22 protein-coding genes and 3 pseudogenes are annotated in these 25,779 nt (G+C 64.4%); 12 read left to right on the top strand and 13 right to left on the bottom strand.

Translation table 11 applies throughout. The annotated features are described in order from the left end of the window. Nucleotides 1-27: 27 nt before the first annotated feature. Entirely contained in the window at nt 28-927 is a 900-nt protein-coding gene (locus G5C60_RS28690; RefSeq protein WP_165263836.1) for a cupin domain-containing protein, read from the bottom strand. 164 nt (nt 928-1,091) lie between these two features. Here G5C60_RS28690 and G5C60_RS28685 point away from each other — a divergent pair, with 164 nt between their 5' ends. The 5 genes and pseudogenes from G5C60_RS28685 to G5C60_RS28665 all read left to right on the top strand — a co-directional run bounded on the left by G5C60_RS28685 (nt 1,092) and on the right by G5C60_RS28665 (nt 5,229). Continuing rightward, the gene (locus G5C60_RS28685) at nt 1,092-1,898 is read left to right on the top strand and encodes a class I SAM-dependent methyltransferase (protein ID WP_165263835.1); all 807 of its coding nucleotides are present in this window, start codon (nt 1,092-1,094) and stop codon (nt 1,896-1,898) included. 374 nt (nt 1,899-2,272) lie between these two features. Beyond that, nucleotides 2,273-3,178, top strand: coding sequence for an alcohol dehydrogenase catalytic domain-containing protein (locus G5C60_RS28680; RefSeq protein WP_165263834.1), 906 nt, complete (start codon nt 2,273-2,275; stop codon nt 3,176-3,178). A gap of 135 nt (nt 3,179-3,313) precedes the next feature. Further along, the gene (locus G5C60_RS28675) at nt 3,314-3,847 is read left to right on the top strand and encodes a DUF6879 family protein (protein ID WP_165263833.1); all 534 of its coding nucleotides are present in this window, start codon (nt 3,314-3,316) and stop codon (nt 3,845-3,847) included. A 25-nt stretch (nt 3,848-3,872) separates the two neighbouring features. Continuing rightward, a pseudogene (locus G5C60_RS28670) lies at nt 3,873-4,721 on the top strand (helix-turn-helix domain-containing protein); the annotation flags it as partial. Between the two features lie 94 nt (nt 4,722-4,815). Next, nucleotides 4,816-5,229 carry a hypothetical protein gene (locus G5C60_RS28665; RefSeq protein WP_165263832.1) on the top strand — a complete coding sequence of 138 codons (414 nt, stop codon included), beginning with the start codon at nt 4,816-4,818 and terminating at the stop codon, nt 5,227-5,229. Nucleotides 5,230-5,504: 275 nt separating this feature from the next. Here the strand turns inward: G5C60_RS28665 and G5C60_RS28660 are convergent, their stop codons facing one another. The 3 genes from G5C60_RS28660 to G5C60_RS28650 all read right to left on the bottom strand — a co-directional run bounded on the left by G5C60_RS28660 (nt 5,505) and on the right by G5C60_RS28650 (nt 6,869). Then, entirely contained in the window at nt 5,505-5,711 is a 207-nt protein-coding gene (locus G5C60_RS28660; RefSeq protein WP_165263831.1) for a DUF397 domain-containing protein, read from the bottom strand. Between the two features lie 97 nt (nt 5,712-5,808). Then, the gene (locus G5C60_RS28655) at nt 5,809-6,024 is read right to left on the bottom strand and encodes a DUF397 domain-containing protein (RefSeq protein WP_165263830.1); all 216 of its coding nucleotides are present in this window, start codon (nt 6,022-6,024) and stop codon (nt 5,809-5,811) included. Then, nucleotides 6,021-6,869, bottom strand: a complete 849-nt coding sequence (locus G5C60_RS28650) for a helix-turn-helix domain-containing protein (protein ID WP_165263829.1) — start codon at nt 6,867-6,869, stop codon at nt 6,021-6,023. Before G5C60_RS28650 ends, G5C60_RS28655 begins: the two co-directional genes overlap by 4 nt. A 192-nt stretch (nt 6,870-7,061) precedes the next feature. On the opposite strand from G5C60_RS28650, the gene G5C60_RS28645 reads away from it, so the two are divergent. Next, a complete protein-coding gene (locus G5C60_RS28645) occupies nt 7,062-7,715 on the top strand; it encodes an ATP-binding protein (protein WP_165263828.1) in 654 nt (217 codons plus the stop codon). A 125-nt stretch (nt 7,716-7,840) separates the two neighbouring features. On the opposite strand, the gene G5C60_RS53760 is transcribed toward G5C60_RS28645, so the two are convergent. Next, the gene (locus G5C60_RS53760) at nt 7,841-9,253 is read right to left on the bottom strand and encodes an SRA domain-containing endonuclease (protein WP_165263827.1); all 1,413 of its coding nucleotides are present in this window, start codon (nt 9,251-9,253) and stop codon (nt 7,841-7,843) included. A 286-nt stretch (nt 9,254-9,539) separates the two neighbouring features. Between G5C60_RS53760 and G5C60_RS28635 the strand changes: the two genes are divergently transcribed. Continuing rightward, nucleotides 9,540-9,977, top strand: coding sequence for a hypothetical protein (locus tag G5C60_RS28635; protein ID WP_165263826.1), 438 nt, complete (start codon nt 9,540-9,542; stop codon nt 9,975-9,977). Nucleotides 9,978-10,162: 185 nt separating this feature from the next. Here G5C60_RS28635 and G5C60_RS28630 read toward each other — a convergent pair whose 3' ends face one another. The 3 genes from G5C60_RS28630 to G5C60_RS28620 all read right to left on the bottom strand — a co-directional run bounded on the left by G5C60_RS28630 (nt 10,163) and on the right by G5C60_RS28620 (nt 16,872). Next, entirely contained in the window at nt 10,163-11,008 is an 846-nt protein-coding gene (locus tag G5C60_RS28630; RefSeq protein ID WP_165263825.1) for a hypothetical protein, read from the bottom strand. Between the two features lie 119 nt (nt 11,009-11,127). Beyond that, nucleotides 11,128-12,555, bottom strand: a complete 1,428-nt coding sequence (locus G5C60_RS28625; RefSeq protein ID WP_165263824.1) for a GmrSD restriction endonuclease domain-containing protein — start codon at nt 12,553-12,555, stop codon at nt 11,128-11,130. 1,176 nt (nt 12,556-13,731) lie between these two features. Continuing rightward, complete coding sequence (locus G5C60_RS28620; RefSeq protein ID WP_165263823.1) at nt 13,732-16,872, bottom strand: DUF3427 domain-containing protein; 3,141 nt, start codon at nt 16,870-16,872, stop codon at nt 13,732-13,734. Nucleotides 16,873-17,042: 170 nt separating this feature from the next. Here G5C60_RS28620 and G5C60_RS54275 point away from each other — a divergent pair. Beyond that, nucleotides 17,043-17,305: pseudogene (locus tag G5C60_RS54275) on the top strand (IS5 family transposase); the annotation flags it as partial. Nucleotides 17,306-17,322: 17 nt separating this feature from the next. On the opposite strand, the gene G5C60_RS28610 reads toward G5C60_RS54275, so the two are convergent. Further along, nucleotides 17,323-17,970: a tetratricopeptide repeat protein gene (locus G5C60_RS28610; protein WP_165263822.1), complete on the bottom strand. Its 648-nt coding sequence runs from the start codon at nt 17,968-17,970 to the stop codon at nt 17,323-17,325. Next, nucleotides 17,960-18,511, bottom strand: a complete 552-nt coding sequence (locus tag G5C60_RS28605) for a hypothetical protein (protein ID WP_165263821.1) — start codon at nt 18,509-18,511, stop codon at nt 17,960-17,962. The genes G5C60_RS28610 and G5C60_RS28605 overlap by 11 nt, the downstream gene beginning before the upstream one ends. Nucleotides 18,512-18,563: 52 nt before the next feature. Here G5C60_RS28605 and G5C60_RS52350 point away from each other — a divergent pair. Then, nucleotides 18,564-18,770, top strand: a pseudogene (locus tag G5C60_RS52350) (alpha/beta fold hydrolase); the annotation flags it as partial. Between the two features lie 680 nt (nt 18,771-19,450). Further along, nucleotides 19,451-21,037, top strand: a complete 1,587-nt coding sequence (locus tag G5C60_RS28595; protein ID WP_165263820.1) for an ISL3 family transposase — start codon at nt 19,451-19,453, stop codon at nt 21,035-21,037. An 83-nt stretch (nt 21,038-21,120) separates the two neighbouring features. Here G5C60_RS28595 and G5C60_RS28590 read toward each other — a convergent pair whose 3' ends face one another. Next, the gene (locus G5C60_RS28590; RefSeq protein WP_165263819.1) at nt 21,121-22,011 is read right to left on the bottom strand and encodes an NmrA/HSCARG family protein; all 891 of its coding nucleotides are present in this window, start codon (nt 22,009-22,011) and stop codon (nt 21,121-21,123) included. A gap of 83 nt (nt 22,012-22,094) precedes the next feature. Further along, a complete protein-coding gene (locus G5C60_RS28585) occupies nt 22,095-22,535 on the bottom strand; it encodes a MarR family transcriptional regulator (RefSeq protein ID WP_165263818.1) in 441 nt (146 codons plus the stop codon). A gap of 377 nt (nt 22,536-22,912) precedes the next feature. Here G5C60_RS28585 and G5C60_RS28580 point away from each other — a divergent pair, with 377 nt between their 5' ends. Beyond that, entirely contained in the window at nt 22,913-23,350 is a 438-nt protein-coding gene (locus G5C60_RS28580) for a VOC family protein (RefSeq protein WP_165263817.1), read from the top strand. Between the two features lie 240 nt (nt 23,351-23,590). Next, the gene (locus G5C60_RS28575; RefSeq protein ID WP_165263816.1) at nt 23,591-25,048 is read left to right on the top strand and encodes an aldehyde dehydrogenase; all 1,458 of its coding nucleotides are present in this window, start codon (nt 23,591-23,593) and stop codon (nt 25,046-25,048) included. 130 nt (nt 25,049-25,178) lie between these two features. Here G5C60_RS28575 and G5C60_RS28570 read toward each other — a convergent pair. Continuing rightward, nucleotides 25,179-25,779: SEC-C domain-containing protein (locus G5C60_RS28570; protein WP_165263815.1), on the bottom strand; the 601-nt coding region annotated here is incomplete at its 5' end.

The raw sequence follows: 25,779 nt of genomic DNA, 5'->3' as shown, positions 1-25,779 counted from the left end.
TCAGAGGTGCCCACTCGTGCTCGGTAGTCAGCCTGCGGAGCGCCCGTCCTGCTCGACGTTGCGGAAACGGCCGGGCGAGATGCCGTACTCGCGGCGGAAGCTGGCGCCGAACGCGAATTCCGTCGAATAGCCGACCTCGCGGGCGATCGTCGCCAGGGGGGCGTCGGTTTCGCGAAGCAGACGGGCCCCGTAGGACAGGCGCCAGCCGGTCAAATAGGCCATCGGTGGCTGGCCCACCAGCTCGGTGAAGCGCTTGGCGAATGCGGTGCGCGACATTCCGGTGGCCTCGCCGAGCTGCTGCACCGTCCACCGGCGGTGCGGGCTAGTGTGAATCTCGCGGAGCGCGGCGGCGATCGCCGCATCGGTGATGCCCGGCCGATCGGCCGCCGGGTTCTGCTCCAGCCATTGCCTCAGCACATGGGTCAGCATGAGGTCGAGCAGAGCCGAGCGGGTCGCCCCGGTCCCGGGGCCGGTATCGGACACGTCCGCGCCGAGCAGGTCGGTCAGCAACCGCAAGTGCGGGCTGCGGTCGTAGTCCGGCGACACGGTGATGACATCCGGAAACGATCGGAGATAGCGGTGAACGTGCCCGTGACTGAGCCAGTACGCGCCGCAGAGGAACTCGACATCGAACGGGTCGAGGGCCGACCGGTCCCGCATCACGGCCGGCCGTAAGTCCTTGAGTGCGGACGGTGCATGGCTGAGCCCGTGTTCGGCACCGAATGGCGTGAGGACGACGTCCCCCGGCGTCAGCGCAAGCGGCGGGCTGTCGGCCGTGACCAGCCAGGCACTGCCCCGCAGAACCATGTGGAAACCACTGACGGCAGCAGGCGGGTACCGCCAGCCCCACGAGCCCGACTCCTTGATTGAGCAAGCCTCCGCACGCCCGACCCGGAGGCTGCCGATCACCGCGCTGAGTTCATCCACCCAGCGGAGCTTACCTCCACGACACCCAACCACTTGTGTACGCATTCGTATGGACCCAAGCCCGCTGAAGCATGGGCAGACCCGACGGAAGCTGATGTGCTCAATGCCGGTGGCCCCGATCGGGGACCTCACCATGACGCGGCACGAAGAAGGGTGCGAAAGCAATGACCGAGACGACATTTGAGAACCATTTCGACACGACGCTTCCCGCCTACGAGAGGTGGGGCCAGCCTTGCTCGGAGCACTTCTCACGGGCAGCACTCCAAGGAGCCGCACTACCTGTCGGCGCAGCGGTTCTGGACGTGTGCGCGGGCATGGGTGCTCTGGCCGTCCCCGCGGCCGAGCGTGGATACAGCGTCCGGGCGATCGACACATCGCCGGGGATGATCCGGCGCGCGACCGAGCGACTGGAGCCGTACTCCGGATGGTCCGCCGAGGTGATGGACGCGCTGGACCTGCAGTACGGCGACAACGAGTTCGACGCGGCATTCTCCGTGTTCGGGGTGCTGTTCTTCGGACCCGGAACAGCGAAGGCGCTCACCGAGATGGTCCGGGTGGTGCGACCGGGCGGCCTCGTCAGCGTGGTGAACTGGGCGACTCCCCTGGGAGCGCCGTTCTTCATCCCCGTAGCCCGGGCCATCGACCGGCTCGACGATCCCGAGGTGGGGAAGTTCCTGGCTCCGCTGACCGAATACTTGGAACGTCCGGAACTTGAGAGCGCCCTGAGCGACGTCGGATGCGTCGACGTGCGCTCGGAAAGCGTCGAGGGAGTATTCGCCATCCCCAACGCCGAGACCTTCATGGACGAGCTCGACCCGATCTTCCGGGTCCTTCCCCAGTACCGCGCCGCAGTCGCCAAGGATGGTGACCGCTTCCGGGCGCTTCTGGTCGAGGAAGTTCTGCGCACGGCGGCAGGAGAGCTCCCTCCGGCACGAGGCAACATCGTGTATGCCCAGGTCCCCTCCAGCTGAGAGAGCGCCGGACACGCCGTTGACCTCACCGTGTTCGGCGCTGACATGGGACTTGGGAAGCAACCCGATACGCGCACGTAGAAAGTGCCCTCCGCCTGCACCGACAGAACCACTCAGCGTGGTTCATCGCCCCAGGTCAGGAAGGCACCTTCGGGTTTCCGCTGCAACAGACCCCGTATGCAACCGAAACAGCGAGGCTAGTTCCTCAGCCAACACCGGGGCCTCACACAGCAGTTACGAACACGGTCACCCGCCACGCCTGGGCCAGACCTACCCCAAATACGGCAGCGTTGAGCCGCAGCGCAGGGCGGGAATCTCGTGATCATCACGGACGTTGTACCGCGCGTCAGCAGCAGTCGTGTGAAGGGCTCTCGGTGCGCGCTATACAGATCGATCGTTTTGGTACACCCGATGTCCTCGGCATTGTCGATGCTCCCCAGCCTGAACCGGGCGCTGAGGATGTGCTGATTCGGACCGTTGCGACCAGCATCAATCCCGTCGACGACAAGACGCGGGAGGGGGCCATCGGCGAGGGGACGCCGCCGCTGCCGATGACGCTCGGCTGGGATCTGGCAGGCATCGTGGTGGACGGGGGCACCAGCGGGCTGCGCGCCGGGGAGCGCGTCATCGCGATGTCGCACCAACTCAGCTCTGGCCGGGGGACCTGGGCTGATCTGGTCGCGCTTCCGGCGCAGGCGGTAGCCGCCGCGCCGCACGCGGTCAGCCTGGTCGAGGCGGCTACCTTGCCGCTTCCCGGACTATCGGCCTGGCAGACCCTGGACTGGCTTGCGGTGTCTTCCGGACAGCGGCTGCTGATTGCCGGCGCCGCAGGTGCAGTCGGCGGGTTGGCGCTGCAGATCGCCCGCGCCCGAGGCATCACAGTCGACGCTCTGGTCTCTCGAGACGCGCAGGCCGGCTTCGCCCGCGACCACGGTGCCGACCTTGTCACCACCGACCGCCACGCCCTGCAAGACCGCAGCTATGACGCGGTCTTCGACACCTTCGGGGCCTTCGTGACCGAGGCTGTGGCCGACGGTGGCCGGTATGCCTCGATCGCCACCCAAGCCGGTCCGGTCCCCGACCTGTCCTCACGCGGTGTTCGTACCACCGTCAACCAAGTGCGCGAAGACGGCACGGGACTGAGCGAGCTCACCAAGCTTGTCGACCGCGGCTCCTTGCGGCTGCGCATGCACTCCACCTTCGGCCTTCACGAGATCCAGGCCGCACACGACAGCTTCCTCCGAGGCGGCCTGACAGGAAAGGTCACCGTGATCTTCTGAGCCTGCACATGGTCCTCCGGGCCTTGCACCATGCTCGGGGATGTCCATCTGGCTAGACGCCGGGTCCGGTCACCGGCACGCAGGCAGTGATCCGTATCCCCGCCAGGATGGTGTCCGTGATCAGGGAGGCGTGCGATGCCGTCGAACGTGCCAACGGCGTTCACTGACCTGCTCGCCGGCTGCACACGCTCCGCCGTCCACCTGGAGATGCGCGACTCCTACGCGGTCGACTACGAGAAGGGCCCGTTCGCGGACTGGCGTACCGGATACCGCCACGATCCCGTCGACCGGGCCTCATGGTGGCGACCCTGGCTGGACCTCGTCCAGGAAGCCGTGAACCGAGGCGTCGTCATCCGGCGGGCGCGCATCGTCTCCGAGCCCGTCAGCGAGTACACCCGCTTCCTGTACGACGGAACGTTCACCAACGTCGCCGCCGGCGAACAAGTCCGCTGGCTGCCCCGGCGCCGTTCCTCCGACCTCGCGCTGCCAGGCAACGACTTCTGGCTGTTCGACTCCCAGGTCATCCGCTGGAACCACTTCGCCGGGGACGGCTCGTCACTCGGCGGCGAAGTCTGGGGCGATGCCCCCGACGCGGCGAAACTCTGCGCCGACGCCTTCAAAGCGGTCTGGACGCGGGCCATCCCCCACAGCGAATACGAAATCCACTGACAGCACACCCTGGACAAGCCCGCTCATGCCCAAATCCCCGTCCTCCTCCGCTCAGGCCGCGCGCGAAGTCGTCGCCCGGCGGCTACGTGATCTCCGCAAGGGGGCGGGGCTGACCGTCACCGAGCTGGCCGATCGGTGCGGCTGGCACCACGCCAAGACGTCGCGCATCGAGAACGCCCTCACCGCACCGTCCACGAAGGACATCCGAGCGTGGACCACTGCCTGCGGCGCCATGGACCAGGGAGACGACCTCGTCGCCCAGTCGCTGCACGCAGAGTCGATGTACACGGAGTGGCGCCACAAGATTCGCAGCGGTCTGAAGCAACTACAGGACAGCGCTGCCGAGTTCTTCCACGAAACCCAACTGTTCCGTGTCTACTCCTCGTCCCTGGTACCGGGCCTCCTCCAGTCCGAGGGCTATGCCGCCGGCGTCCTGGGCATCAGCGCCGACTTTCGTGAACTCCCCGTCAACGACAGCGCCGAGGCCGCCCGAGCCCGCGTCGACCGCTCCCGCGTGATCCATGAACCAGGCCACCGGTTCGTCCTGGTCGTCGAGGAGGCCGCGCTCTACTACCGCGTCACCGATGAGGAGGCCATGGCCGCCCAACTCGGCCATCTCCTCACCGCGGGGGCCCTGCCTCAGGTGTCGCTCGGCATCATCCCGTCGGCGACCCGGGACCGATCCCAGTGGCCCCGGGAGACGTTTCACGTCTACGACGACAAGCTCGTGTCGGTGGAACTCGTCTCTGCGCAGGTAAGGATCACTCAGCCGTCCGAGATCGCGCTGTACCTGAAGGCGTTCGAGCAGTTGAGGAGCATGGCGGTTTACGGAGCGGATGCGCGGGCCTTGATCCTTAAGGCGATCGAGGCGCTGAGCCGACCAGCCGTGGAGCGGATCCGGTGTTTCTGCCCAACTTCCGTGATACACCGGGAAGATCACCGTGGCGCAAGTAGAGAGGGCACCGCTCATGGGCCGAACGACGACCTCGACTCCGCTGCCGGGCGACACGAAGGTCCTGTCCATCGGGCTGCATCCGCGTGCGCTCGACTACAGCCGGATGCCCGACGGTGTCGACGAGGCGGTGATCACTGCCCGGGTCGAGGCGGCGAACGCAGCGCTGCGCGAAGCGGGATTCGATGCTGTTGTGTGCCTGATCGACGTCTCTCCGGACCGCGCCGAGGAGACCGTCCGAGAGCAGCTCCAGGAGCACGCGTTCGGCGTGGCGATGATCGGCGGTGGCGTACGGATGCTGCCGGAGAACACCCTGCTGCTCGAGCGGCTGGTCAACGTCCTCACCGAGGCGGCGCCCGGGATCCGGCTGTGCTTCAACACGACGCCGGAGGATACGGTCGAGGCGCTGAGGCGGTGGATCCAGACGTAGGCCGAGGCGTGGCCAACTGGAAGCGCCGACGAGCCGACCGGGCTCGAATCGGAGTCCACGTCTCCGAGGCCGACGGACCGCCGAATGGCGAGCACAGCGGGCCGTGGCGTGACTGATTGGTTTCTCGCCGTTCGTGGCTTGCCAGGAGTGGGCCGCACGGTCCTCCGAGGCGCCGTGGCTGCTGATGCTGCGACTTCGAAGTTGAGCGATGCCCCGTCGAGGGATTGGATGGTTTGGGACACCCACAGTCCCCCTGGCTGTCCCAAACCTTCCAATCACCGTCCTGTCGCAAGCCGAGCAGCCAAGAACCTGCACCACGCCTCCGCCGATATCGCGACGTGCGGGCCCTCTGGCCGCTTGGAGTCCCGTACCAGCACGCCAGTCGGTACGAAGGCGGCCTCCACGCACTCGGTCGTGTTGCCGCCGCTGTATGACGACTTGAACCAGGCGTGGGCGGGAGTGAGTTGAGGGGCGGCGGGCATTCATAGCTCCTTTGGATGCGATGGATCAGGGGAGAGGAAGCCTCCATGTCCAACGCTCGGCAGGGCAGCACTTGATCTCTCGAACCCCCTGCCGCCGTCAGCCCTCCGGCTTCGCCGTCCTCAAAGCCCGTATGAAGGCCTGCCACGCGTGCGCACGGACGGCGACTACCGGTCCATTGGCGTTCTTGGAATCGCGTACGAGGGCACCGTCCACGCTGTGGGCACACTCGACGCATTCGCCCCCCGCGCCGTTGCTGTAGGAGGACTTGAACCAAGGAAAGGCGCAGTCGGGAGTGGGCTCTGCAGCGTTCATCTTGCGTATTCCTTCACGACGGACTTGATCAGTTGGGCGGAGCGCTGAGGGCTCAACGCCGCTGCCCGCAAGCCGTCGAAGGCCCTCGTGTACTCACGCACATGATGCTCGCCTTCCAGATAGACGGCATCGGTGATGCCGTCCCGGTACACGACGTCCGGGTCCTCGTGATCGGGGAAGCCGAGCATGGTGAACGATCCCGTGGCCGGATAGGTGCCGGAGTCGAACGGGAGGACCTGCAGCGTGACGCTCGGCAACTCCGATGATTCCAGTACGCGTTCGAGCTGCTCCCGCATCAACGCCCGATCCCCGATGACATTGTGGAGGGCACCCTCGTTCACGACGAACCAGGCATCCGGACCCCCAGGCTGCGCCAACATGGCCTGGCGCTCCATGCGTACACGTACTGCCCTGTCGATGTCCTGGGCAGGCAAGTGTGCGCCTGTGTTGTGGAGTTCGCAGGCGTAAGCGGGGGTCTGCATGAGGCCGGGCAGTAGTTCGCACTGGTACTGGCGGAACGTGGAGGCTTCCTGTTCCAGGCCGATGTAGATGTTGAACCACTGCGGCACGCCTGATCCGTGCTCTTGCCACCAGCCGCGTGTCTTGGCCTGCCTGGCAAGGGATTTGAGGAACTCGCGCAGCTCATCACCGGTGTCGTAGAAGCGACACAAGGCATCGATGTCGGACGGTTGGACTCTGCCGCTCCCCGTCTCCATCCGATTGACCTTGGAGCCGCTCCAGTCCAGCGCCGCACCGACCTGGGCGCAGGTCAGGGCATTCGCCTCGCGCAGCTTCTTCAGCTCGATCGAGAGACGACGACGGCGTGCCGTCGGTGAACCTGCCATCCCAAACACCCTTCTCGTAACGGGCGTTCAGTCTCCGTGCCAAGGGAGGCGCTTACCAATCACTCGATAGTGGGAATCCCGCTGTGCACATTGCACGACGGGATGTGCGGACCTCATTCTGGCGAGCACCGCCACTCTTCGTGTGGCGTTGGTAACTCCGTGAGAGGGGCAAGTGTGATCCAGACAGCGTGCATGCCGCGAAAGCCGTGGGACCTGGACTTCACGGCCGAGCCTGAGGAAGTGGCTTCTCTGCGCCGCGTCATGCGGCTGCACCTGGGACTCTGGGGCCTGCACGAAGTCACCGACGAAGCCCAACTCTGTGTCAGCGAGCTCGTGTCCAACGTCATCACACACGTCGGCGTCGGCACCCCGACGACGCTCGCGGTTTCGATGAGCGGCACCTACCTGCGTATCGAGGTCCACGACCCCGATACTCGGGCGTTGCCCACCCTCATCTCTGCGGGCTCGGACGCGGAGGCCGGGCGCGGCATGGCCCTCGTAGACGCCATCGCCGACCGCTGGGGTGTCCAACTCCTCGCCGACCGCAAAGTGACCTGGTGCGAACTGGAGACAGGGCTCGCCTCCGCCGACGGACATTGCGGAGGCGCCCGCGTGACCAGAGTTGAGGCGATGCTTCGCCTGTACGGGAACGAGAGGACGAGCCTGCCTCAGGCGGCAAGGTCACACACGCTGACTGCGGCCGTCGCGGAGGAAGCGGCGATCGACATGATCGCCGACCTCCTTCACTGGCTCAGAGCGCACGGGTGTGACGCGGACGAGGCACTTGATCGCGCGCAGACCCATTTCGAAGCGGAGATCGTCGAAGGTGAGGGGCTTCCGGCTTGACCGGTCCCGCTTGAGTGTCCGATGAGGGGCGCTGCCGCGATAGTGGTGTGGCTACATGCTCGGTACCGCCAAGTGTGGTGACGGGGAAGTTGTCGCGGTAGGCCGATCCGGATGGATCGCCGTGCCTACTCCCCCTGCATGAAGGCTTGGTGGCGGCTGCGAGCGACAGCCCGCAGCTGCTTCTGCAACTCGCGCCGATTCCTGCCTCGCGTCTTGAGCGCGTGACAGTTCGGGCAGAGAGCGATCATGACTTCGGGGACATCTTGCCCAGTGCGTGCCAGACCGTTGACGTGGTCGACCTCCAGGATGGGCGCGTCAGCGTCTGTGCGCTCGAGCGGGTGGCCCATGCACAAAGGGTTTTCGCAACAGCCAGCACTGCGAAGTATCACGGCTTCGCGAGCGGCGGGTGAGCGCAGGTATCGCTCCATCTGAGCGAGCTTGGACTTGTGGGTTCGGTCGGCTGCCGTCCGACGAGCAGCTGCCGCTAGCTGCTTGTACTTCTCACTGGCGCTGGTCCGCTTTGGCTTTGCGGTTGAGTCCACCTCGATGGGGATGACGTCCAGGGAATCGTCGTGGAGCTGACCATCATCCTGTTCGAGGGCTTCGATGACCTCCGGAGACCAGGTCTCCTGCACCGGCGAGGGGACAGGCGCGAGGATCCAAACGAACTCGCGGCGCTGCTGGCCGTCTTGCCCCCGACCCCAGCGAAGGCGGCGCTGGACGATGACCGCCCAGGTCTCGAAAGTCCAGTGGCCTTTGTGGGGCTTGTGCCAGTAGCGCAGGGCCTTCTGCTGCTCTTGGTATTCCGCCATGGAGCGATTGCCCGCGGTCAAGGTCTGGTGGCCAGACAGACCGTCGCCGGTGTAGGCAATCCAGTCCATCTCCGGTATTCGCTGGTCAGCGTAAGGGCCCTTGTCATCCGAGTAGACAGTGAGGATGCCATCCGCGAGCGGAGTGATCCCCAGCACGCGATTACCGCCATAAACGTCGGCTATGGCGTTGCGATGCGGGTACGGCTCCCCAGGAAGAGGACGCAAGCAGGTGGCAATCTGTCCGGACATCAACTCCTTTAGCCCCAAGGCTTCCAGCAGCAATGCTGGCGTGGGTGTGAAGAACCGCAGGAGCAGTGTGCTTACGGCCCATGCCGCCAGTTCGAGGTCTTCAGTCAGACGGTCGTAGTCCTGCTTCGGCAGCCCAGCAAGGGGGTTGGCCTCATCCAGCGCGGACAGTTTCGGGCGTCGCCCCTGACTCGTCAGGGGAAGGTCAGCGGAATCCGCCACCTCCCACAGCTTGTTCCGCTGCAGGGCCCAGAAGGGATACAGCACATCCTGCTGGCCGTCGGCTGAGCCGGCGAAAGCAGTGAGCAGCGGCCCCACAGCCTCCTTGACCACAGACCAGGGCTGCTCGCGTGGACGCCCATGTACGGCTTGGGCCATGGCCCACAGGAGCAGCAGTGGGCGATGCAGCGGTTGACCCGTGTGCCGGTGGGCGGGGCGCAGCTTCCCTATTCGCTCGATCAAGTCCCGTCCGTCGGTCACTTCACAACTCCAGTCCTCCAGTACTACTAGTAGGACTATCTGACTAGACGGCACTGACACTGATCCCTTCCTACCGGCGACCTCGCCAGATTCGGGCTGGGCGCGGTAGGTGATAGAGAGCGCCCATGTTGACAGCTGACCTAAAGGAGCTCAGGTCAAATGCCATCTTCAGCTCCTTTAGGGCATGTCCCCCTGGAGCCGTGTGCGCAGGTTCGAATCCTGCTGGGGGCGCACGTTTGGTGAGCTAACGCTACAAATGCCCGAACTACCCCGTAGAGTCTGGACCATGGAGAGCACATGGGTCGAACGTGATCTGCCAGTCCTTGACGCGCTCGTTCAGCAGGTGGATGCCGCAGGTGGTGCGTCCTTCCCTGAGCTGCGGGACATCACGGATGAAACAGGTCTTGACGTAACCGACATCAGTAAGGCGGCGCTTGCTCTGGACAGTGCCGGATACATCACCCTTGAGCGAACCATGGGCCCTGTGGGCTCCTGGTACGTGAAGCGCATATCCAAGGAGGCACGTCAAGCTGTCGGGCAGTGGCCGACTGCTGAGCAGCTGATAGACACCCTGATCCAGCGCTTGGGGGAAGCTGCCGACGAAGAGGCTGACCCCGAGCAGCGGTCTCGCCTCCGCGAAGCCGCGGACACGGCGGGCGGTGTTGCTCGCAACGTGTTCGTCGATGTCTTGAGCAGCGTGATCGCAAAGAGCATGGGGGCCTGACCGTCCGTGCTGACGAGAGTCGAGCGGGTGTGCCCTCTGCGTGCCCGATCGGACGGCGAGCGGTGGGACGTCGGCGAGCATTCCGAGAACGCGCAGGTCAGTGTCTCACCAGCTCAACCGGGATCTTCAAAACTAGGGCCTGGCTTATGCACCAGCATTGCAATGTTGCCGACATGAATACCTGCTCAACTACTCCCAGCCTCGCCCAACCATGAATCTTCCCCGATCGCCAGGCGGAGAGTTTCCGCAGTCTTCAATATTTCCTGACATAATTCAGGAAGCGCCTCTTCTGAATAGACTCTTACTATAGAATGAGGCAGGGTTGAGCCGGACACTCTATTACGCCAAACGATAGTTCCAGAGGTCACTCTTGCGAGATCCGTATCCCCCGCGTCATCTAGCACACATTTGTAAATCGGAGAGTCCACGACAATCACGGGCACTGCGATCTGGAGCGCCAAGTTGCCTGGCATGTTGTACTTGTTTGCCACACCAAAGGCTGCCTTGGAAACGCTTGTCATTGCCGAGTATGCAACGTCTTCCCGACTCTTCCCCAAACTGCTTCGAACCGCAGAATAGGAAGGGTCCTTCTCCACGTCAAATAGAGGCACCTTTGCACGCATGACCGGATTCTGGTCAAGCTGCCGCGCAAAGCGAGACCAGTACGAAGTCGCTTGCTTCAGGACGAACCGCTGAGCGATCTTCGCCGCGGACGCCAGCTGCAATCCCCCACCAAAGAGGATCCATGGCTTTCCTGGAGAGCTTTTACACTCCACAATTGGGCAGAGGTACGTCGAGATTTGACGGGATCCGCCCTCCGGAGAGAGCAGGCGAATTCTGCCCGCAAGGTCAATTTCGCGTTGAGTTCCTGATTCGTGATCAAAATAGTAATCAGACGGCACTGCGGGTATTCCGTGACTTTTGAAGACTCTAGCCACACGCATTTCGAGCGGATATCCCTGCTCTGAAAGCCAGGTCTTAATCTTAGCGGTGAGAGGATCCCCCTCGCGCGCTTCTTTTGGAATCTCCACGTTCCCTCAAATGTCAGATAGGCCGAGCAGACTGCATAATGGAGCCAAGAACGAAGCACTGAAGTGGCAAATCAGTGAGCGATTCCCAATACGACCGATGCAGCCACCAGGTACGCTGACTAGGCGGCATCCGTCTCTACCTCTTCCACAGGGTCCCACCGAGCGCCCTTGGCTCTATTGCAGGCCCTGTGCAACAGTTGCCCATTCCCTTCGACAGTCTCTCCACCCTCTGCGAAGGGCTTGATGTGGTCAACCTCTGCTTCTTCGAACCTCAGTGGGCGGTCACATTCGGAGCACTTGCGATCCTCAGCCGCAGTTCGGTCCCACATATTCTGCTTTTGCTGCAGCGTAAAGAAACGCTGCCGGCGACCTTTCGGGATATCGCCAAGCGCGATACGGATGGCGGCGTCGTATCTGGCGAACCTGAACTCTACGTTTGGTTTGCCTGTGGTACCTCGCTGGATGGCATCATTGAAACGCTCGTTGTAGACATGTAGTCGCTGCACGGCGTCGACGATCTCAGTGCTCCGCTCTCGGATAGCTCGATCAAAAGATCCGGCATCCTTGAACCCGTACCGAGAATGATCGAGGAACGCCCAGACCTGCGTCTCCATTAGCGCCCGGTTCAGCGTTCTAGCCCATTCACCGAAACTACGATCTGGGATACGGTAGGGTCGGAACCTAAGTTCACCAAATACGGCGATTACACGGTCTAGAGCTTTTTCAACCTGCTTGCATCGACGTTCTCGGACGTCTGAATCTTCCGACTTCCCCACAAGCATTTCTTCGTTGAGAAATTGATTGAGACGCTTGTTCGGGAAGTCGAGATATCCCCGACGCTGGTAGGCGAGCAACCGCGAAAGGTATTCAACATCCTTCATTCGGCTCCACTCCGCATCGGAAACTCTTAGCTTTTCCCTGAGCCTCTCCGCGTGATCCTTGATTTGTCGCAGATACTCACTATGATGCACCGCATTCCGGAGTTCTTGGTCCGAAAGAACCGTGCTCCTCTGATTCAATCGCTTAAATAGCTCAAATTTATCCGCGCGGGCATCTATGGGAATAGTGGCAGTTGAGAGTTTGAAGTTCTTGAACCCTGCTTTCAAGCCCGGCTTCAAGTCTACGAACCTTTTTCCGCGGAGCTCTTCAACGACAGAATCATCGGGAATTGTTAGCGTTCCATCATAGAATTCTTTCAACGATGTGAGCCGTTGTTGCCCGTCAACTACCTCCCGAACTGGCACCGCCTCGCCATCCATATTCACCTCGGCGTCGGCAAGATAGATTAGCGGAAGTGGCAGGCCAAGAAACACAGACTCGATGAGGGCCGACTTCTTCTTTCTGTCCCAAAAGGCGCGGCGCTGATAAGGTGGCTGCAGGACTACTGAACCATCCTTTATCGAAGAGAGGACTGAAAGGATTGTCTCAGTCACTGGCGTGACTATCTGAGGCTGTTGCCCGATCTTGATCATGCCGGCTGTGCTGATGTCCGCCACCTGATCGCTCGGGTCCTCAGCGATGCCTTCGAGCTCATCGAGATCTGCCATAGCGGCAAACTTACCTCAGTGATCAGGCGTCATGAGGTGTTTGTGCAGCACAAACCCCTTGAAGGAGTGCGAGGTTGGCAGTTGGGCGGGTTACTGATGGAAGAGCCCCGGGTGTCCCGTCGGCAGGCGGCGAGCATGAGTGACAGCGAACCTCTGCCAAGCAGGCGTCGAACATAGCGAGCTCACTCGATGCGATCGGAAGATAGTGCAGGTCGGCGTCCTGAAGCCGCGATGCAGGCGAGCTCTTCTAAGCTCCTTCGGCTCACCCTTGTCACGCGGATCATCGGGTGCTTGGCAAGTCCAGGACCTCATGGTGCTGCCAGAGCAGCTGGCGGTCGCCGCAGCGCAGCTCTGCTTCTCCCCACTCAAGGCGCATGAGTCCCGTGTCCATGGCGCATCGCCGATCCAGTTAGTTCAGACCGCTGTGAAGCTCATGCTCCTGCAGTTCTTCGAGACCCAGATCAAGCTCTCCCTGCATGGGCTACGGGCCATGACGTCGAATCAGGGTCAGCGCGAAGACCGACCGGCGCGGCGGAGACGAGCCACAGTGACTGGGATGTCCCGCTTGGCATAGCGGATCGGGTAGAGGACCTGGCCGGCGACAACCATCACAGTGCGTGCTTGTAGACGCAACGGTGTTGCGCCCGGAAGGCCAGCCAGGCCCATCGCCTGTTCTTCGTACTGTGAGGCGTGCAGGCCATGCCCGTAGGCCTCCAACGTGTGTGTACGCCTTGATGACCACCCATCGCTCGTTCATGGGCTCGGACAAATGCACTCGGGAATCAGCTTCGATAATGGAACAACCAGCTCACTGAAGACGCCTTGCGACCATGAGGGGCCCGCGTTCAGCTCCCCCATCTCGTTCCCCCCTCTTACTCGTGGCACTGTCAGAGGCAACTGGCCAAATCATCAAAATTGGTGCGGCAGAGGATCCTGCCGCTGCCGCACCAAGCCTGGTGAGCGCCGTCATGGGGAACGCCAACTCGTGGACTATTCGTGGACAGGGATCAACCTTTTTGGCTCGATGGAGTCTCTGACCAGACTGTTGTCTACTAGACGAAAGGCCCTCCGGAGTCGTGTGCGAAGGTTCGGATCCTGCCCGGGCACCCATTCTGAAGTGCCTGAAGATCTCGTGATCAGCTTGGATGCTGGCGGCGGGGCTTTGCCTTCACGCCGTCAGCCCGCTGCGATGGCCGAATACGTCCACACATCAGCCGGGAGCTCATGCTCCAGCTGCCAGGTGATCGCCATCGGCTTGCTGCCGGTGTGCTCTACGTACGTGGCTGGGCCTAGGAGCATCCAAGGTTGGGACTTGCCGATGTCGTTGTTCTTGTAGCGGCGCATGAACAGGAGGACGTGGCTGCCCTGTTGTGCGTGCTGCTGGTAGCGCAGGCCCGTACGGGAATGTTCTGCGGTGGCGTTCTGCGATTCCCAGTGGAAGAGCGTGGGACTCAGCGCATAGTCCTTGTAGCGGATGGTGGGGGAGAAGTCCTTTTCGTTCTTCTCCAGCGTGATGAGTAGGGCGTCTGTCTGGAGGTCTTCGACCCACTGGACGCCCTGGGCGAACGATCTCGGCATCTGGCCACCGAAGCGGGCCACGCCGAGGGCGGCCAGTATCTCGGAGCGGTTGTAGGCGCTGTGGACCTTCAATGGGACGTGGCCATGGGGCCCGGACAGGGGGATCGGGAAGTGGTCGGCCTGCTCGATGACGTACGACAGCACCTGCCGAAGCTCATCGCGGACCACCGGCTGGGTGCGCAGTGATTCGAGGCCTTGCTGGAAGCTGGTGAAGCCCCCGGCGTTGTCCCACAGGTTGAAGAAGAGCATGCGAGCGTACGTCTGGTCCGTGGGAGCCAGAGCCTCGTACGCGGGGGCATCGTCGGCGAGCAGACGAAGGTAGGCGTGGGCCCGTTCGGGGTCGTCTACGTGTAGGAACGCGTGGGCGCGTTTGAGAAGTGCCGTTTCCCCTGAAGGCGCCGGGTCTTCGACCAGGCCTGCCTTGCGGAGGACCGTAGTCCAGGAGTTATCGCTCTTGTAGAGCTCCTTGATTTCGCGGCGGCTCTCGTGGAGGAAGTCCGCGAGGCGCGGCGTGCTGTACGCCTTGGCTTCGGTCACCAAGGTCTTGATGGTGGCGCCCAGTTGGGTGCGGATGTTGTCGAGGATGAGGTTCTTGGACTTACCCTCCAGGATGATCTGGCATCCGGAGGGAAGCTGCGGGAAGTCACGCTCGATGTGGTCGACGAGTCGGTTCCGGGAGAGATTCGTCAGGGCCCGGAATTGCTCCTCGAAGCGGAACTCCGCCCGATGCTGGCCGATGAAGTCCAGGACAGTGAGCACCGGCTTCGTCTCTGTCCGGCGTAGGCCCCGGCCCAGTTGCTGGAGAAAGATCGTGGCGCTGTTTGTCGGGCGCAGGAGGAGCAAGGTGTCGACGTCAGGGATGTCCAGACCTTCGTTGAACAGGTCGACCGAGAAGATCACTTGAAGTTTGCCGTCGCGTAGATCAGCCAGCGCCTGCGCTCGTACCGCAGCCGGCGAGTCGCTGTCGAGCGCTACCGCCTGGAACCCAGCCTCGCGGAAGAAGTCGGCCATGAAGTGCGCGTGCGCCTTGGTGACGCAGAAGCCCAGGGCGCGCATGGCTCCCGGGTTCGAGACCTTGTCCCGGATTTGCTTGACGACGATGCGGGCGCGCGCGTGGTTGCCCGTATAAAGGTTGCCGAGGTCGCGATCCGCGTAAGTGCCCTTTTGCCAACCGATGTTGGTCAGATCGGTGCCGTCCGGGATGCCGAAGTAGTGGAAAGGGCACAGCAGATCATTCTCGAGCGCTTCCCAGAGCCGCATCTCCGCGGCGATGCGTCCCTCGAAGAACTCGTCCTGCACATTCCGCCCATCCATCCGCTCGGGCGTGGCGGTGAGTCCTAGCAGTTCCTTCGGCTTGAAGTGGTCGATGACGCGCCGGTAGGTCGTCGCTGTGGCGTGGTGGAACTCGTCGATGACGATGAAGTCGAAGTGGTCGGGAGCGAGTTGCTCCAGCCGCTGGACGTTGAGTGACTGGACGCTCGCGAAGACGTGGTTCCAGTCGCGTGGGTCTTCGCCGCTGTGGAGCAGCTCCCCGAAGGATGCGTCGTCGAGGACCTCGCGGTACGTACGCAGGGACTGCCTGAGTATCTCTTTGCGGTGGGCGACGAACAGTAGCCGCGGATTTCCGTTGCCGAGCTTTCTGCGAAGTGATCGATAGTCGAGGGCCGCCATCACCGTCTTGCCGGTGCCGGTGGCTGCGACAAGGAGATTGCGGTTCCGGCCGCGGATTTCGCGCTCTACACGGAGACGTTCGAGCATGTCCCGCTGGTGCGGGAAAGGATGCACCTCAAGCCCGGAGAGGTTGATCTTCAGGTCGCTAGGGGAGCCGGAACCGCCCGCCTGAGCCAGGGCTCGTTCGAGACGCTCGCCATCGTCGTCGGGGTCGTACGACTCGAAGGCGCTGTCGTTCCAGTACGCGTCAAAGGTCGCCTCGAACTTGTCGAGTACCGCGGGGGTGGCGACGGATGACAGCCGTACATTCCACTCCAAGCCGTCAAGCAGCGCGGCCTTGGACAAGTTCGAGCTACCGACGTAGGCGGTATCGAAGCCACTGTTGCGCCGAAACAGCCACGCTTTGGCGTGTAGCCGCGTGGACCGGATCTCGTAGTTGACCTTTACCTCGGCGCCGAAGTCGCGAACAAGGCGGTCGAGCGCGAGTCGATCAGTGGCGCCTATGTAGGTCGTCGTGATGACACGGATCGGCACGCCTCGCTCCTTCGCGGCGCGCAACGAATCTTCAAGGACGCGAATGCCGTACCACTTCACAAATGCGCAGAGCAGGTCGATACGGTCCGCTGTGGCAAGCTCGGCCCTCAACTCCGCGCCCAGGCTGGGATCGTCCGGGGAGTTGGTGATGAGCGAGGTTTCCGAGAGGGGTGTGAGTGGGCGTAGTGCGTAGACACCTGGAGCTTCTTGCTCTGCAAGGGTCAGGAGCTGCCGCGGGCCCTCGACGATGGAGCCGACGGTTTCGTCCGGGTCGGGCGCACTCACGGCCAGCGACTCGAGGATCTGGTTCGCGACGGCGACCTGCTTGTCGTGGGGGAGCTGGCTCAGCCTGCGTCCGACGGTCTCACCGATATAGCGAGCCAGCACGTGCGGGGACGATTCTGCGCTGACTTCCGAATGGATGGCCTTCCAGCCCGCTGCTTCGAGCCGCTCTATCTCACCGTGCAAGCTGCGCGTAATGAGCTGCTCGTAGACGCCTGCGACTGGCTGCGTCAGGTCCCCCGGTTCCGCCACCGATGCTCCCTCGATTTCTACGCCGATAGGGCTCTGTTCTAACAGCAGCCACTGACAGTCGAAGGCGTTGCGGCGAAAAGTGATCGTTTTCGAGCCCTCTACTTTCGTCGGTCCCGATCCCGGCGCTCCTGGTGCACCGCCGCACTTACCGTCGCCGCGACCTCTTCCGGCGGCACAACCGCGCCTACCTGCGCAAACACGGGATCAAGGCGACCATACGGTCCCTGCCGACCGCGTCCGCAACCGTTAGAAACTCGGCTCCCGAGGCGGCCGGCCGCCGAAGTTCGGCAAGACCGACTACCGCGAGCGGCATGCCGTCGAGTGCGGAATCAATCGCCTTAAGCGCAACCGGGCCGTGGCCACGCGATACGACAAGCTTGCCGTCCGCTACGAGGCGACCGTGCTGGTCGCAGTCCTCAACGAGTGGCTGTGACCAGCACTTTCCCATCACTAGGAGCGGATGAGCGTGCGGGCTTGCTCGATCCACCCCGACACGGCCTTGGCACCGCAGCTCTCGGCGACCGACTGCGCTTCGTCGAGGTGGTGGGGCGCCGCCGATGGGTCGCCGGTTTCGGCCGCGAGGTAGGCCAGTGCCACCAGGCCAGCCGCTTCCCCGGGCCTGAAGCCGATCTCCCGGCGCAGTGTCACCGATTCGGTCAACCGCTTGCGGGCCTGATCGAAGTGGCCTGCGTCCTTGTCGGCGAAGCCGAGATGGCGAATCGCATAGGACATCGTCATCCGGTCGCCGACGGATTTCGCCAGCGCGTAGGACCGCTCGAAGTATGGCCTGCCGGTGGCGCCGTCACCCTTGACCACCTGGTGCCAGCAGCCAACCCAGAACAACGCGTCCGCCTCACCCGACGCGTCCCCCAGACGCTCGTACAACTCGGCCGCGCGCTCGAACAGCACCATTTCCTGGCTGTTCTCTTCACGGTCGCTGAGGAAGCGGACGTGCAGTACCTTGCCCCGCGCCATGGAAAGCGGCGCCTCGACTGCGTCCAGCACGTCATCCGACAGGTCCAGCGCGGACGTGTCCCCGCCGAACATCGCCGCTTCGAACAGCTCTCCCGCACTTTCGATCCAGTCCTTAGGGGACAATGAAGGCAGACGCCCCGTCGACTGCTGAGGTTGCCGCAGCAGCCTGGTGTAGAACGCTCTCGGGGCCGAGCACAGAGAACCCGTCATTGCCGCCCGGCCAGAACAGCGCAATGCGGCGGTCGCTTCCGGCCGCGTGGAGTAGCCGGTTCACCTCGGCGGCAGGCTCGACGGTGCAGTCCATCCACGGGTCATCGGTCAACGGCACGCGCGGGTCAGCCGGGTCGACGGTGTACAGGTTGAGTGCAGTGCCGTTCACCGTCACTGTGTAGCGGGCCAGGCCCTCATCGAACGGACCTGAGTCGGTCGCGACCGTCAGGTCGACCCCACAATCGTTGAGTGGTGCCGCCATGCCGCGCAGCCACACCTCGACATCACCGTCGGCAAGGTCTTCACCGTCAGCACGCCAGGCGCCACCAGACGCCCAAGCCGCGTCCTGGCCGGACATGAGCCTCCGGATGAGCGCGCGCGTCTTATCGGTCGAGACATCGCGCCAGAGGCCCGCCCCATCCAGGGCGTGAAGAAGGCGCTCGAAGGGGTTCACAGCGGTCATCCTGCCGCAGCCGACGTTGGTCCGCGTCCACACGGGACGCGAGGCTTGGCCAGACCAGCGAGACGGCATCGAGCTCAGAGATCCCGCCGGTCTGCGAGTCGGCTTCCCGACGCTGGGGTGCTGGGGCCAAGACGACACCTGGATCCCCGTGGCCAAGGGACGGGAGCTCGCCGCCCGAATCCCAGGCGCGCGACTTGAGCCAATCCCCGGTGCGGGCCACCTCGTCCAAGAAGACGCACCTGCCGAGTGAGAGTGAAGCGGAGGCGGTTCTTCGCCCAGGTAACCAGTTCGCCGCCGTACGCGGAGTCGGCCCGAGGTATTTCCCCAGCACGCCGAGGCGCATCTGGCCTGGAGCGTCATGGCCCTGATGACGCGCCGGCTGACGAAACCGGTGGCGGACTGGCGCGAACCCAAACGCCCGCCACCTCCACCGACCCCGCCCCTGCGTATCCGCCTGCGCCCTTGGACCGTCCGCCTCGCCCCCGCACCTCGGCGACCAGGCAGCCCGCCAAGCACGGCAATGGTTCCGCCGACCGGGTGACGGCTGCGAAGGGCTGCCGCTCCAGCGCGGAGGGCCTCGTGATTTGCGAGGCAAGGTGGCCGTGTTGTCCTTTCCATGAGGACACGGACAGGTGGCGGGAGTTACTTGGCCGTGGCTCCCGCCACGCCTATATCGGAGCAGCTCACGCCCGAAGCCATAGCCGGATCGCGGAACGGTCACATGATCCGTTGGACTGTGCCTAGCGATCTTCTTCGTCCTCCTGCCCGGCCACATCGCCGATGGCGACGCGCAGGTCATGCATGCCCTGGAGAATGTCGATGAGGCCCTCTTCTGCTCCGCCCAGAGCGCGCCGGGCTCTGTCCGCAGTTCCGTGAATCCCCAGGTCAGCGGAGTGAGCGACGGATCGTTTCGGCAGAGTATGTCCCGGCATGGCGAGTAAGACGGTCGAGGCTGTGCTGTTTCCCGGGATCGATGTGCGAGTGGAGCGCGTCAGCGACTCCTCCGACGTCCTCGTCGTGGAGGCGGTGTCCACCGCTCGCCCAGGCCGATGCCCGGACTGCCGGAAACAGGCGAGGCGCATACACAGCACGTACCAACGCGCCCTGAATGAAAGGCCGTTGGGATCTCGCCGGGTCATAGTCCGGCTGCGGGTCCGCCGGTACTTCTGCGACCGGAAGAACTGTTCCCGCAAGACGTTCGTCGAGCAGGTGCCGGGCCTGTCCGAGCGGCACCGCCGCTCCAGCACCGGACTGACAGTCTGGCTGCGGTCGATCGCGGTGGAACTGGGCGGACGTCCAGCCGCGCGGTTGTGCCGCCGTCTGCGGCTGGCCGCGGGCCGGACCCGGCTGCTCAGGCTGTTGACGGTGCCGGACCGTGCGCCGCGGGTGCTGGGCGTCGACGAATTCGCCTTCCGCAAGGGCTGCACCTACGGCACTGTGCTGGTCGACGTCGAGGCCGGCAGGGTCGTGGATGTACTGCCCGACCGCACTTCGGAGACGTTCGCGGCCTGGCTCACCGAGCATCCCGGTGCCGAGATCATCTGCCGCGACCGGGCCACCGCCTACACCAAGGAGGTCAGGGAAGCCGCCCCTCATGCCCTGGAAGTCGCTGATCGCTGGCATCTGTTGCAGAACCTGTCCGCGGCGGTGGAGAAGACCTGCCACCAGCACCGCGACTGCCTGCGCAAACGCGCCAAGGAGGAGACATTGACCAAGGTGTCGGAACCGCCCCCGATGCTGTTACCACCCGCGGAACTGCCCCGCACCCAGATCATCGAACGCACCCGCTACCGCTACGAGGACGTCAACCGCCTGCTGGAGAAACGCTGGACGATCAGCGCCATCGCCCGCCGTCTGAACCTCGACCGCAAGACCGTGCGCCGCTTTCGCGACACCGACCTCGACGAGCTGCTGGCCTCCGCCCGCGAGCGCCGCCCCAACGGCGTCCTGGAACCGTTCAAGGCATATCTCAACGCCCGTTTTACCGAAGCACAAGGACAGGTCAGCGGCACCCGACTGTTCCTGGAGATCCAGGCCCGCGGCTACCGCGGCAGCCGCCAGGTTGTCCGCAAACACCTCGCCGCCCTCCGCGCGGGCACCGCCGAACCGCTCCGGGCCGAAATCCCGAGCCCTCGCAAGATCACCTCGTGGATCATGCGGCCCCGGGAGACGCTCACCGACAGCCAGGACGAGCGACTCCTTCAAGTCCGGCTCGCCTGCCCCGACATCACCCGAGCCTGCGATCTCGCTCGGGCGTTCGCCGACCTGGTCCGTCACCAGCGCGGATACCTGCTGCTGGAGTGGATCCGGCATGCCGAGCAGGACGCACCGAAGCCCATGAAGGGCTGCGCCGGCTTCCTCCGCCAGGACCTCGACGCGGTGACCGCCGGTCTGACCCTGTCCTGGAGCTCTGGGGTCGTCGAGGGACACGTAAACCGGGTGAAAACACTCAAGCGAGCTATGTACGGCCGAGCCTCATTCGAACTTCTTAGGGTGCGGATCCTCACCCAGCCATGAGATTCACGGAACTGCGGACGTTGACGTGCCCAGAGCGCCGAGACCGTGGGCACGATCGCGGGGCGTTCATCGCGGCCGGAGGCTCAGGAACCAGCCACGTTTGTGGGCGCGGTCCAGCCGGTGGATCGGATCCACTCGGCCAGGTCCAGGGTGGCCGGCTCGATCGCCCGCACCACCGCAAGATCCGAAGGGTATTCCGCCGCCTCCGCGAACTCGCGGAACATCGCCCTGTCGAGGTCGCTGGGAAGCACGCTCAACGGGAGGGCCTCGTACCGTGCCGGGAGCCCGGCGCGCGCGCCGAACGCCGCGGCGATCTGGGGGCCCGTCAGCTCGTCGCCGACGAGCTCGACGGCTCCGCCGGGCGCCTCCGCGGTGTCGAGCAGGAGCGCGGCGGCGACCCGGCCGATGTCCCTGACTGAGATCATCTTCAGGGCGACGTCCTCTGGCAGCGGCAGCCTCAGCACGATCTCCCCATGCTCCAGGCTCGGTGCCATCACGCTCGCGAAGTTCTCCATGAAGGCGGTCGCGCGAACCATCGCGGCCCTCAGGCCGGACTTCCTCAGGTGCTCCTCGATCCAGTGCTTCGAGTCGTGGTGCGGCACACCCGACTCCCGGTCCGCTCCGCAGACCGAGTTGAACACGACGTGCGGGACGCCCGCCTCGACCGCCGCGTCGACGAGCGCGGTACCGATGCGGATCTCCGCCTCGACCTCTTCGAGGCTGTTCGCCTCCGGGGTCATGAAGTAGAACCCCTCGACCGTCGCCAGCGCGGCGGCCAGCGACGCCGGGTCGTCGGCCCGGATGGCCGCCAGCTCGACGCCGCGGGCGGCCAGCGCCTGAGCCCGGTCGGACTGCGGGTTGCGGACCAAAGCCCGCACCCGCGCCTTGTGGTCCAGCAGCGCGTCGACCACCGCCCCGCCCTGTTGCCCCGTCGCGCCGAAGACTGCGATCGTGCCGGTCGTCTGTGTGCTCATCGCTGCCACCCTTCACTAGTTCACGGCATGAACGAAATTAGTTCATGGCGTGAACTACGTCAAGGTGCGGGTGTAGCGGGACCTCACGGTGTGATGGGTTGGTTCGAGGTGGGCGAAGAGAGGTCCGAGGTGTCCACGATGGCGGTGGCCACGCGCTCGAAGTCGCGCTGGTCGTCGGCGTCGAGGTTCCTCGCGATCTCGGGCAGGCGCTTGGCGACCTCGGCGTAAACGGCCTCGGCGAGCACCTTCCCTGTGGGCGTCGCACTGAGCATGATGACCCGTCGGTCCTGCGCCGAGCTTGCCCGGCCGACCAACTCGCGCTGCGCGGTGCGATCGACCAGCTGGCTCAATGCGTTCTTGGTCATACCCAACGACGCGGCGAGGTCAGCCATCTGCCGCGGCTCGTTCCTGACTGCGCAGATCAGCGTGGCCTGCGAGGGGGTCAGGTCGAACTCGGCGCAGATCTGCGCGTACTTGCGTTGAATCACAACCGAGAGCCAGAAGAGCTTGTCGCCATAGTCCACGCCGGCCTCCCCGTCCGATGACGAACGATCAGCCTACTCGTCGCGGGCCGCCAACCACCTCGGAACGGTCCCCGCCCGGATCAGCGAAATCGAACGAGGAACCCGCCCCAACTACGAACTCGCCACCGCCTACCGGCAATGGCTCAACGCCGCTTGACACCAATAGGAGCATCATACTCTGCCGAAACGATCCGTCGCTCACTCCGCTGACCTGGGGATTCACGGAACTGCGGACAGAGCCTTGAAACTCCTCACTCAGTTGAACTCCGGACCAAGTGGGGCGACAAGTAGAACTAGTCGACCTCGACGATGCCCTGCTACTCGGCTGCGTCCTTGCCGGAAACACCCGGTCGGCCCGGCTCGGTAGCATGCAGCGCATGGCCATCAAACTGGAGAACGTCGGCATTGCCGTTCGCGACCTCGAAGCAGCGATCTCCTTTTTCACCGACCTCGGCCTCACGGTCGTCGGCCGTGACACGGTCAGTGGTGAGTGGACCGACACCGCCGTCGGCCTTGATGGCAATCACGCCAAAATCGCGATGCTCCAGACGCCGGACGGTCACGGTCGCCTTGAGCTCTTCGAGTACATCCATCCCGAAGCGATCGAGTCGGAGCCCACTCGTCCCAACGAGATTGGCATGCATCGCGTCGCCTTCTCAGTCGACGACATCGACGCAGCCCTTGAGACGGCCGCAAAGCACGGATGCCGTCCGCTTCGCGGTGTGGCGACCTATGAGGACGTCTACAAGCTCACGTACGTCCGCGGTCCCAGCGGCATCCTTGTGATGCTCGCCGAGGAGCTGAAGAAGAGCTGAAGAAGAGCTGAAGAAGAACTGATGGCTGATCGGGTCGATTAGCCAGTGCCGTGGCCTAGAAGGTTCGCAGGTTGTTGCTCGCGGGTCGCCACGGCATCGGTCCTTCGTCTGGTGGAATCCTGCGCGCGGGCGAGGGGCGGGCGTGGTCGGCTGAAGGCAGTATCACGCGGTGACGGCTTTGGCCTGGCTCGCTGACGGCCATCCGCGTGGGCGCTTCTCGGCACCGCGAAAGGAGCGGTCATGACCAGCCGCACAGTCCAAGACCGGCTGTTCATCGGCGGGGACATGGTCTCGCCTGCCTCGGAAGAGGTGATCGAGGTCATCTCTCCGGTCACGGAGGAGCGGATCGGTACCGCTCCCTCATCGACGCCTGCCGATATCGACCGCGCAGTACGCGCGGCGCGCGCCGCCTTCGATGATGGCCCCTGGCCCCGCATGTCTCCGCAGGAGCGTGCGGACGCGCTGGGTGCGTTCGGCGAGTACCTGCGCGCGCATGTCCCCGAGATCGCGCAGCTCATCACCACAGAGATGGGCTCACCGATCAGCTTCTCCAACCAACTCCAGGCACCGATTCCCGTGATGGTTCTGGACTACTACCGGGAACTTGCCGCCACGTTCCCCTTCGAGCAGCATCGAGCAGGTCTCAGCGGTCCCGCGCGGATCCTTCGCGAGCCTGTGGGCGTCGTGGGGCAGATCGTGCCGTGGAATGCGCCGCTCATCCTGACGATGGTGAATCTGGCTCCCGCCCTGATCGCCGGCTGCACCGTCGTGCTGAAGCCCGCGCCGGAGACCCCCTTGGACGCCTACCTGCTCGCCGACGCTGCCATGGAGGCCGGTCTGCCTCCGGGTGTCCTCAACATCGTGCCCGCCGACCGGGAGAACAGTGAGGCACTCGTACGGCACCCGCTGGTCGACAAGATCAGCTTCACGGGCAGCTCCGCCGTAGGACGGCGGATCGGCGCGCTGTGCGCCGAGCAGTTCAAGCGCGTCACCCTCGAGTGCGGCGGGAAGTCGCCCGCCATCATCCTCGAGGACGCCGACATCGACAGCGTCGTGCCCGCCCTCATGCCGTACGCGATCATGATGTCCGGCCAGCACTGCCTGGCACAGACCCGGATCCTCGCTCATCGCAGCCGCTACCAGCATGTTGTGGACGCGATCTCGCAATCAGCTGCCTCACTGCGGGTCGGCGATCCGGATGACCCCTCGACCGAGGTCGGCCCGCTGGTGGCCGAGCGCCAGCGGCGGCGGGTCGAGGACTACATCGCCGGCGGGCGGCAGGACGGCGCGACGATCACGGTCGGCGGCGGTCGGCCCGCGAGTCAGCCGACGGGCTGGTACGTCGAACCGACGATCTTCGCAGACGTCGACAGCTCCATGCGCATCGCGCAGGAGGAGATCTTCGGCCCCGTGCTCGTTGTCATCCCCTTCGACGACGACAACGACGCGGTCCGTATCGCGAACGACTCGAAGTACGGCCTGTCGGGAAGCGTCTGGACCAACGACCTGGACCGGGCCATGCGCATCGCTCGCCAGGTGCGCACGGGGACCTTGACGCTGAACGGATACCGGATCGAGTTCGCCGCCCCCTTCGGCGGATACAAGGAATCCGGCATCGGCCGCGAGTTCGGGCCCGAGGGACTCAGCTCGTTCCTGGAGTACAAGACGATCAATTTGCCGGGCGACCTGGTGCTGTGACCGGGAAAGGTCAGGTGGTCACGCTGCTGCGTGCCGCTGAGGGAGTGCCTTCCCCTAGCACCTAGCACCTAGCAGGCGACCAGGCCAGGGCTCGGCTCATCCACAGCAGGCCCCCCAGGCCGTCAGTCAGTCAGTCGGCGTTCCCATGGCACTCCTCGTACGTCCGCCCCGACCCGCACCAGCAAGCCGTCCCCCGCTGCGGCGGCCACGGAATCGCCCGCCCCCGGGCCGCCAACGTCGTCGCATACTGCGGCAGCAGCGACGCGTCCGCAGGCGATGCGAGTTCCGACGCCGCGAATGCCTCGTACGACGGGACCGTGCCCGGCACGATGCCCAGGTTCCCCGTTCCCGACGCGGCTAGCTCCCGCAGCGACGTCTCTATCGTCGCCAGGTGCTCCTCGTGGGACGGGTACTCGGCCTCCAACGAGGGGTACGCGGCGAGCAGTTCGGCCAGTTCGTCCGCCGGCCAGTGCAGTACCGCCACCGGGAACGGGCGGGACAGTGCCTCCCTCGCCGTCGTCAGTTCTGACTGGAGGCGGGCGATCTCGGCCTGGAGTTCCGCCGGGTTGTCGGAGCCCAGGGCCCATACGCGTTTGGGGTCGTGGAGTTCGTCCAGGGACACCGGGGCCTTGTGCAGGGTGTCTGCCAGGGTGTCCCAGTCGTCGTGTGGCATGCCCAGCATGCGGCGGACCCGGTGGCGGCCGAAGAGCAGGGGGTGGGTGGCGTACGGG

The organism is Streptomyces scabichelini, assembly GCF_011045015.1.
GTDB classification, from domain to species: domain Bacteria; phylum Actinomycetota; class Actinomycetes; order Streptomycetales; family Streptomycetaceae; genus Streptomyces; species Streptomyces scabichelini.
This window is presented reverse-complemented; position numbering and strand designations above follow the sequence as displayed.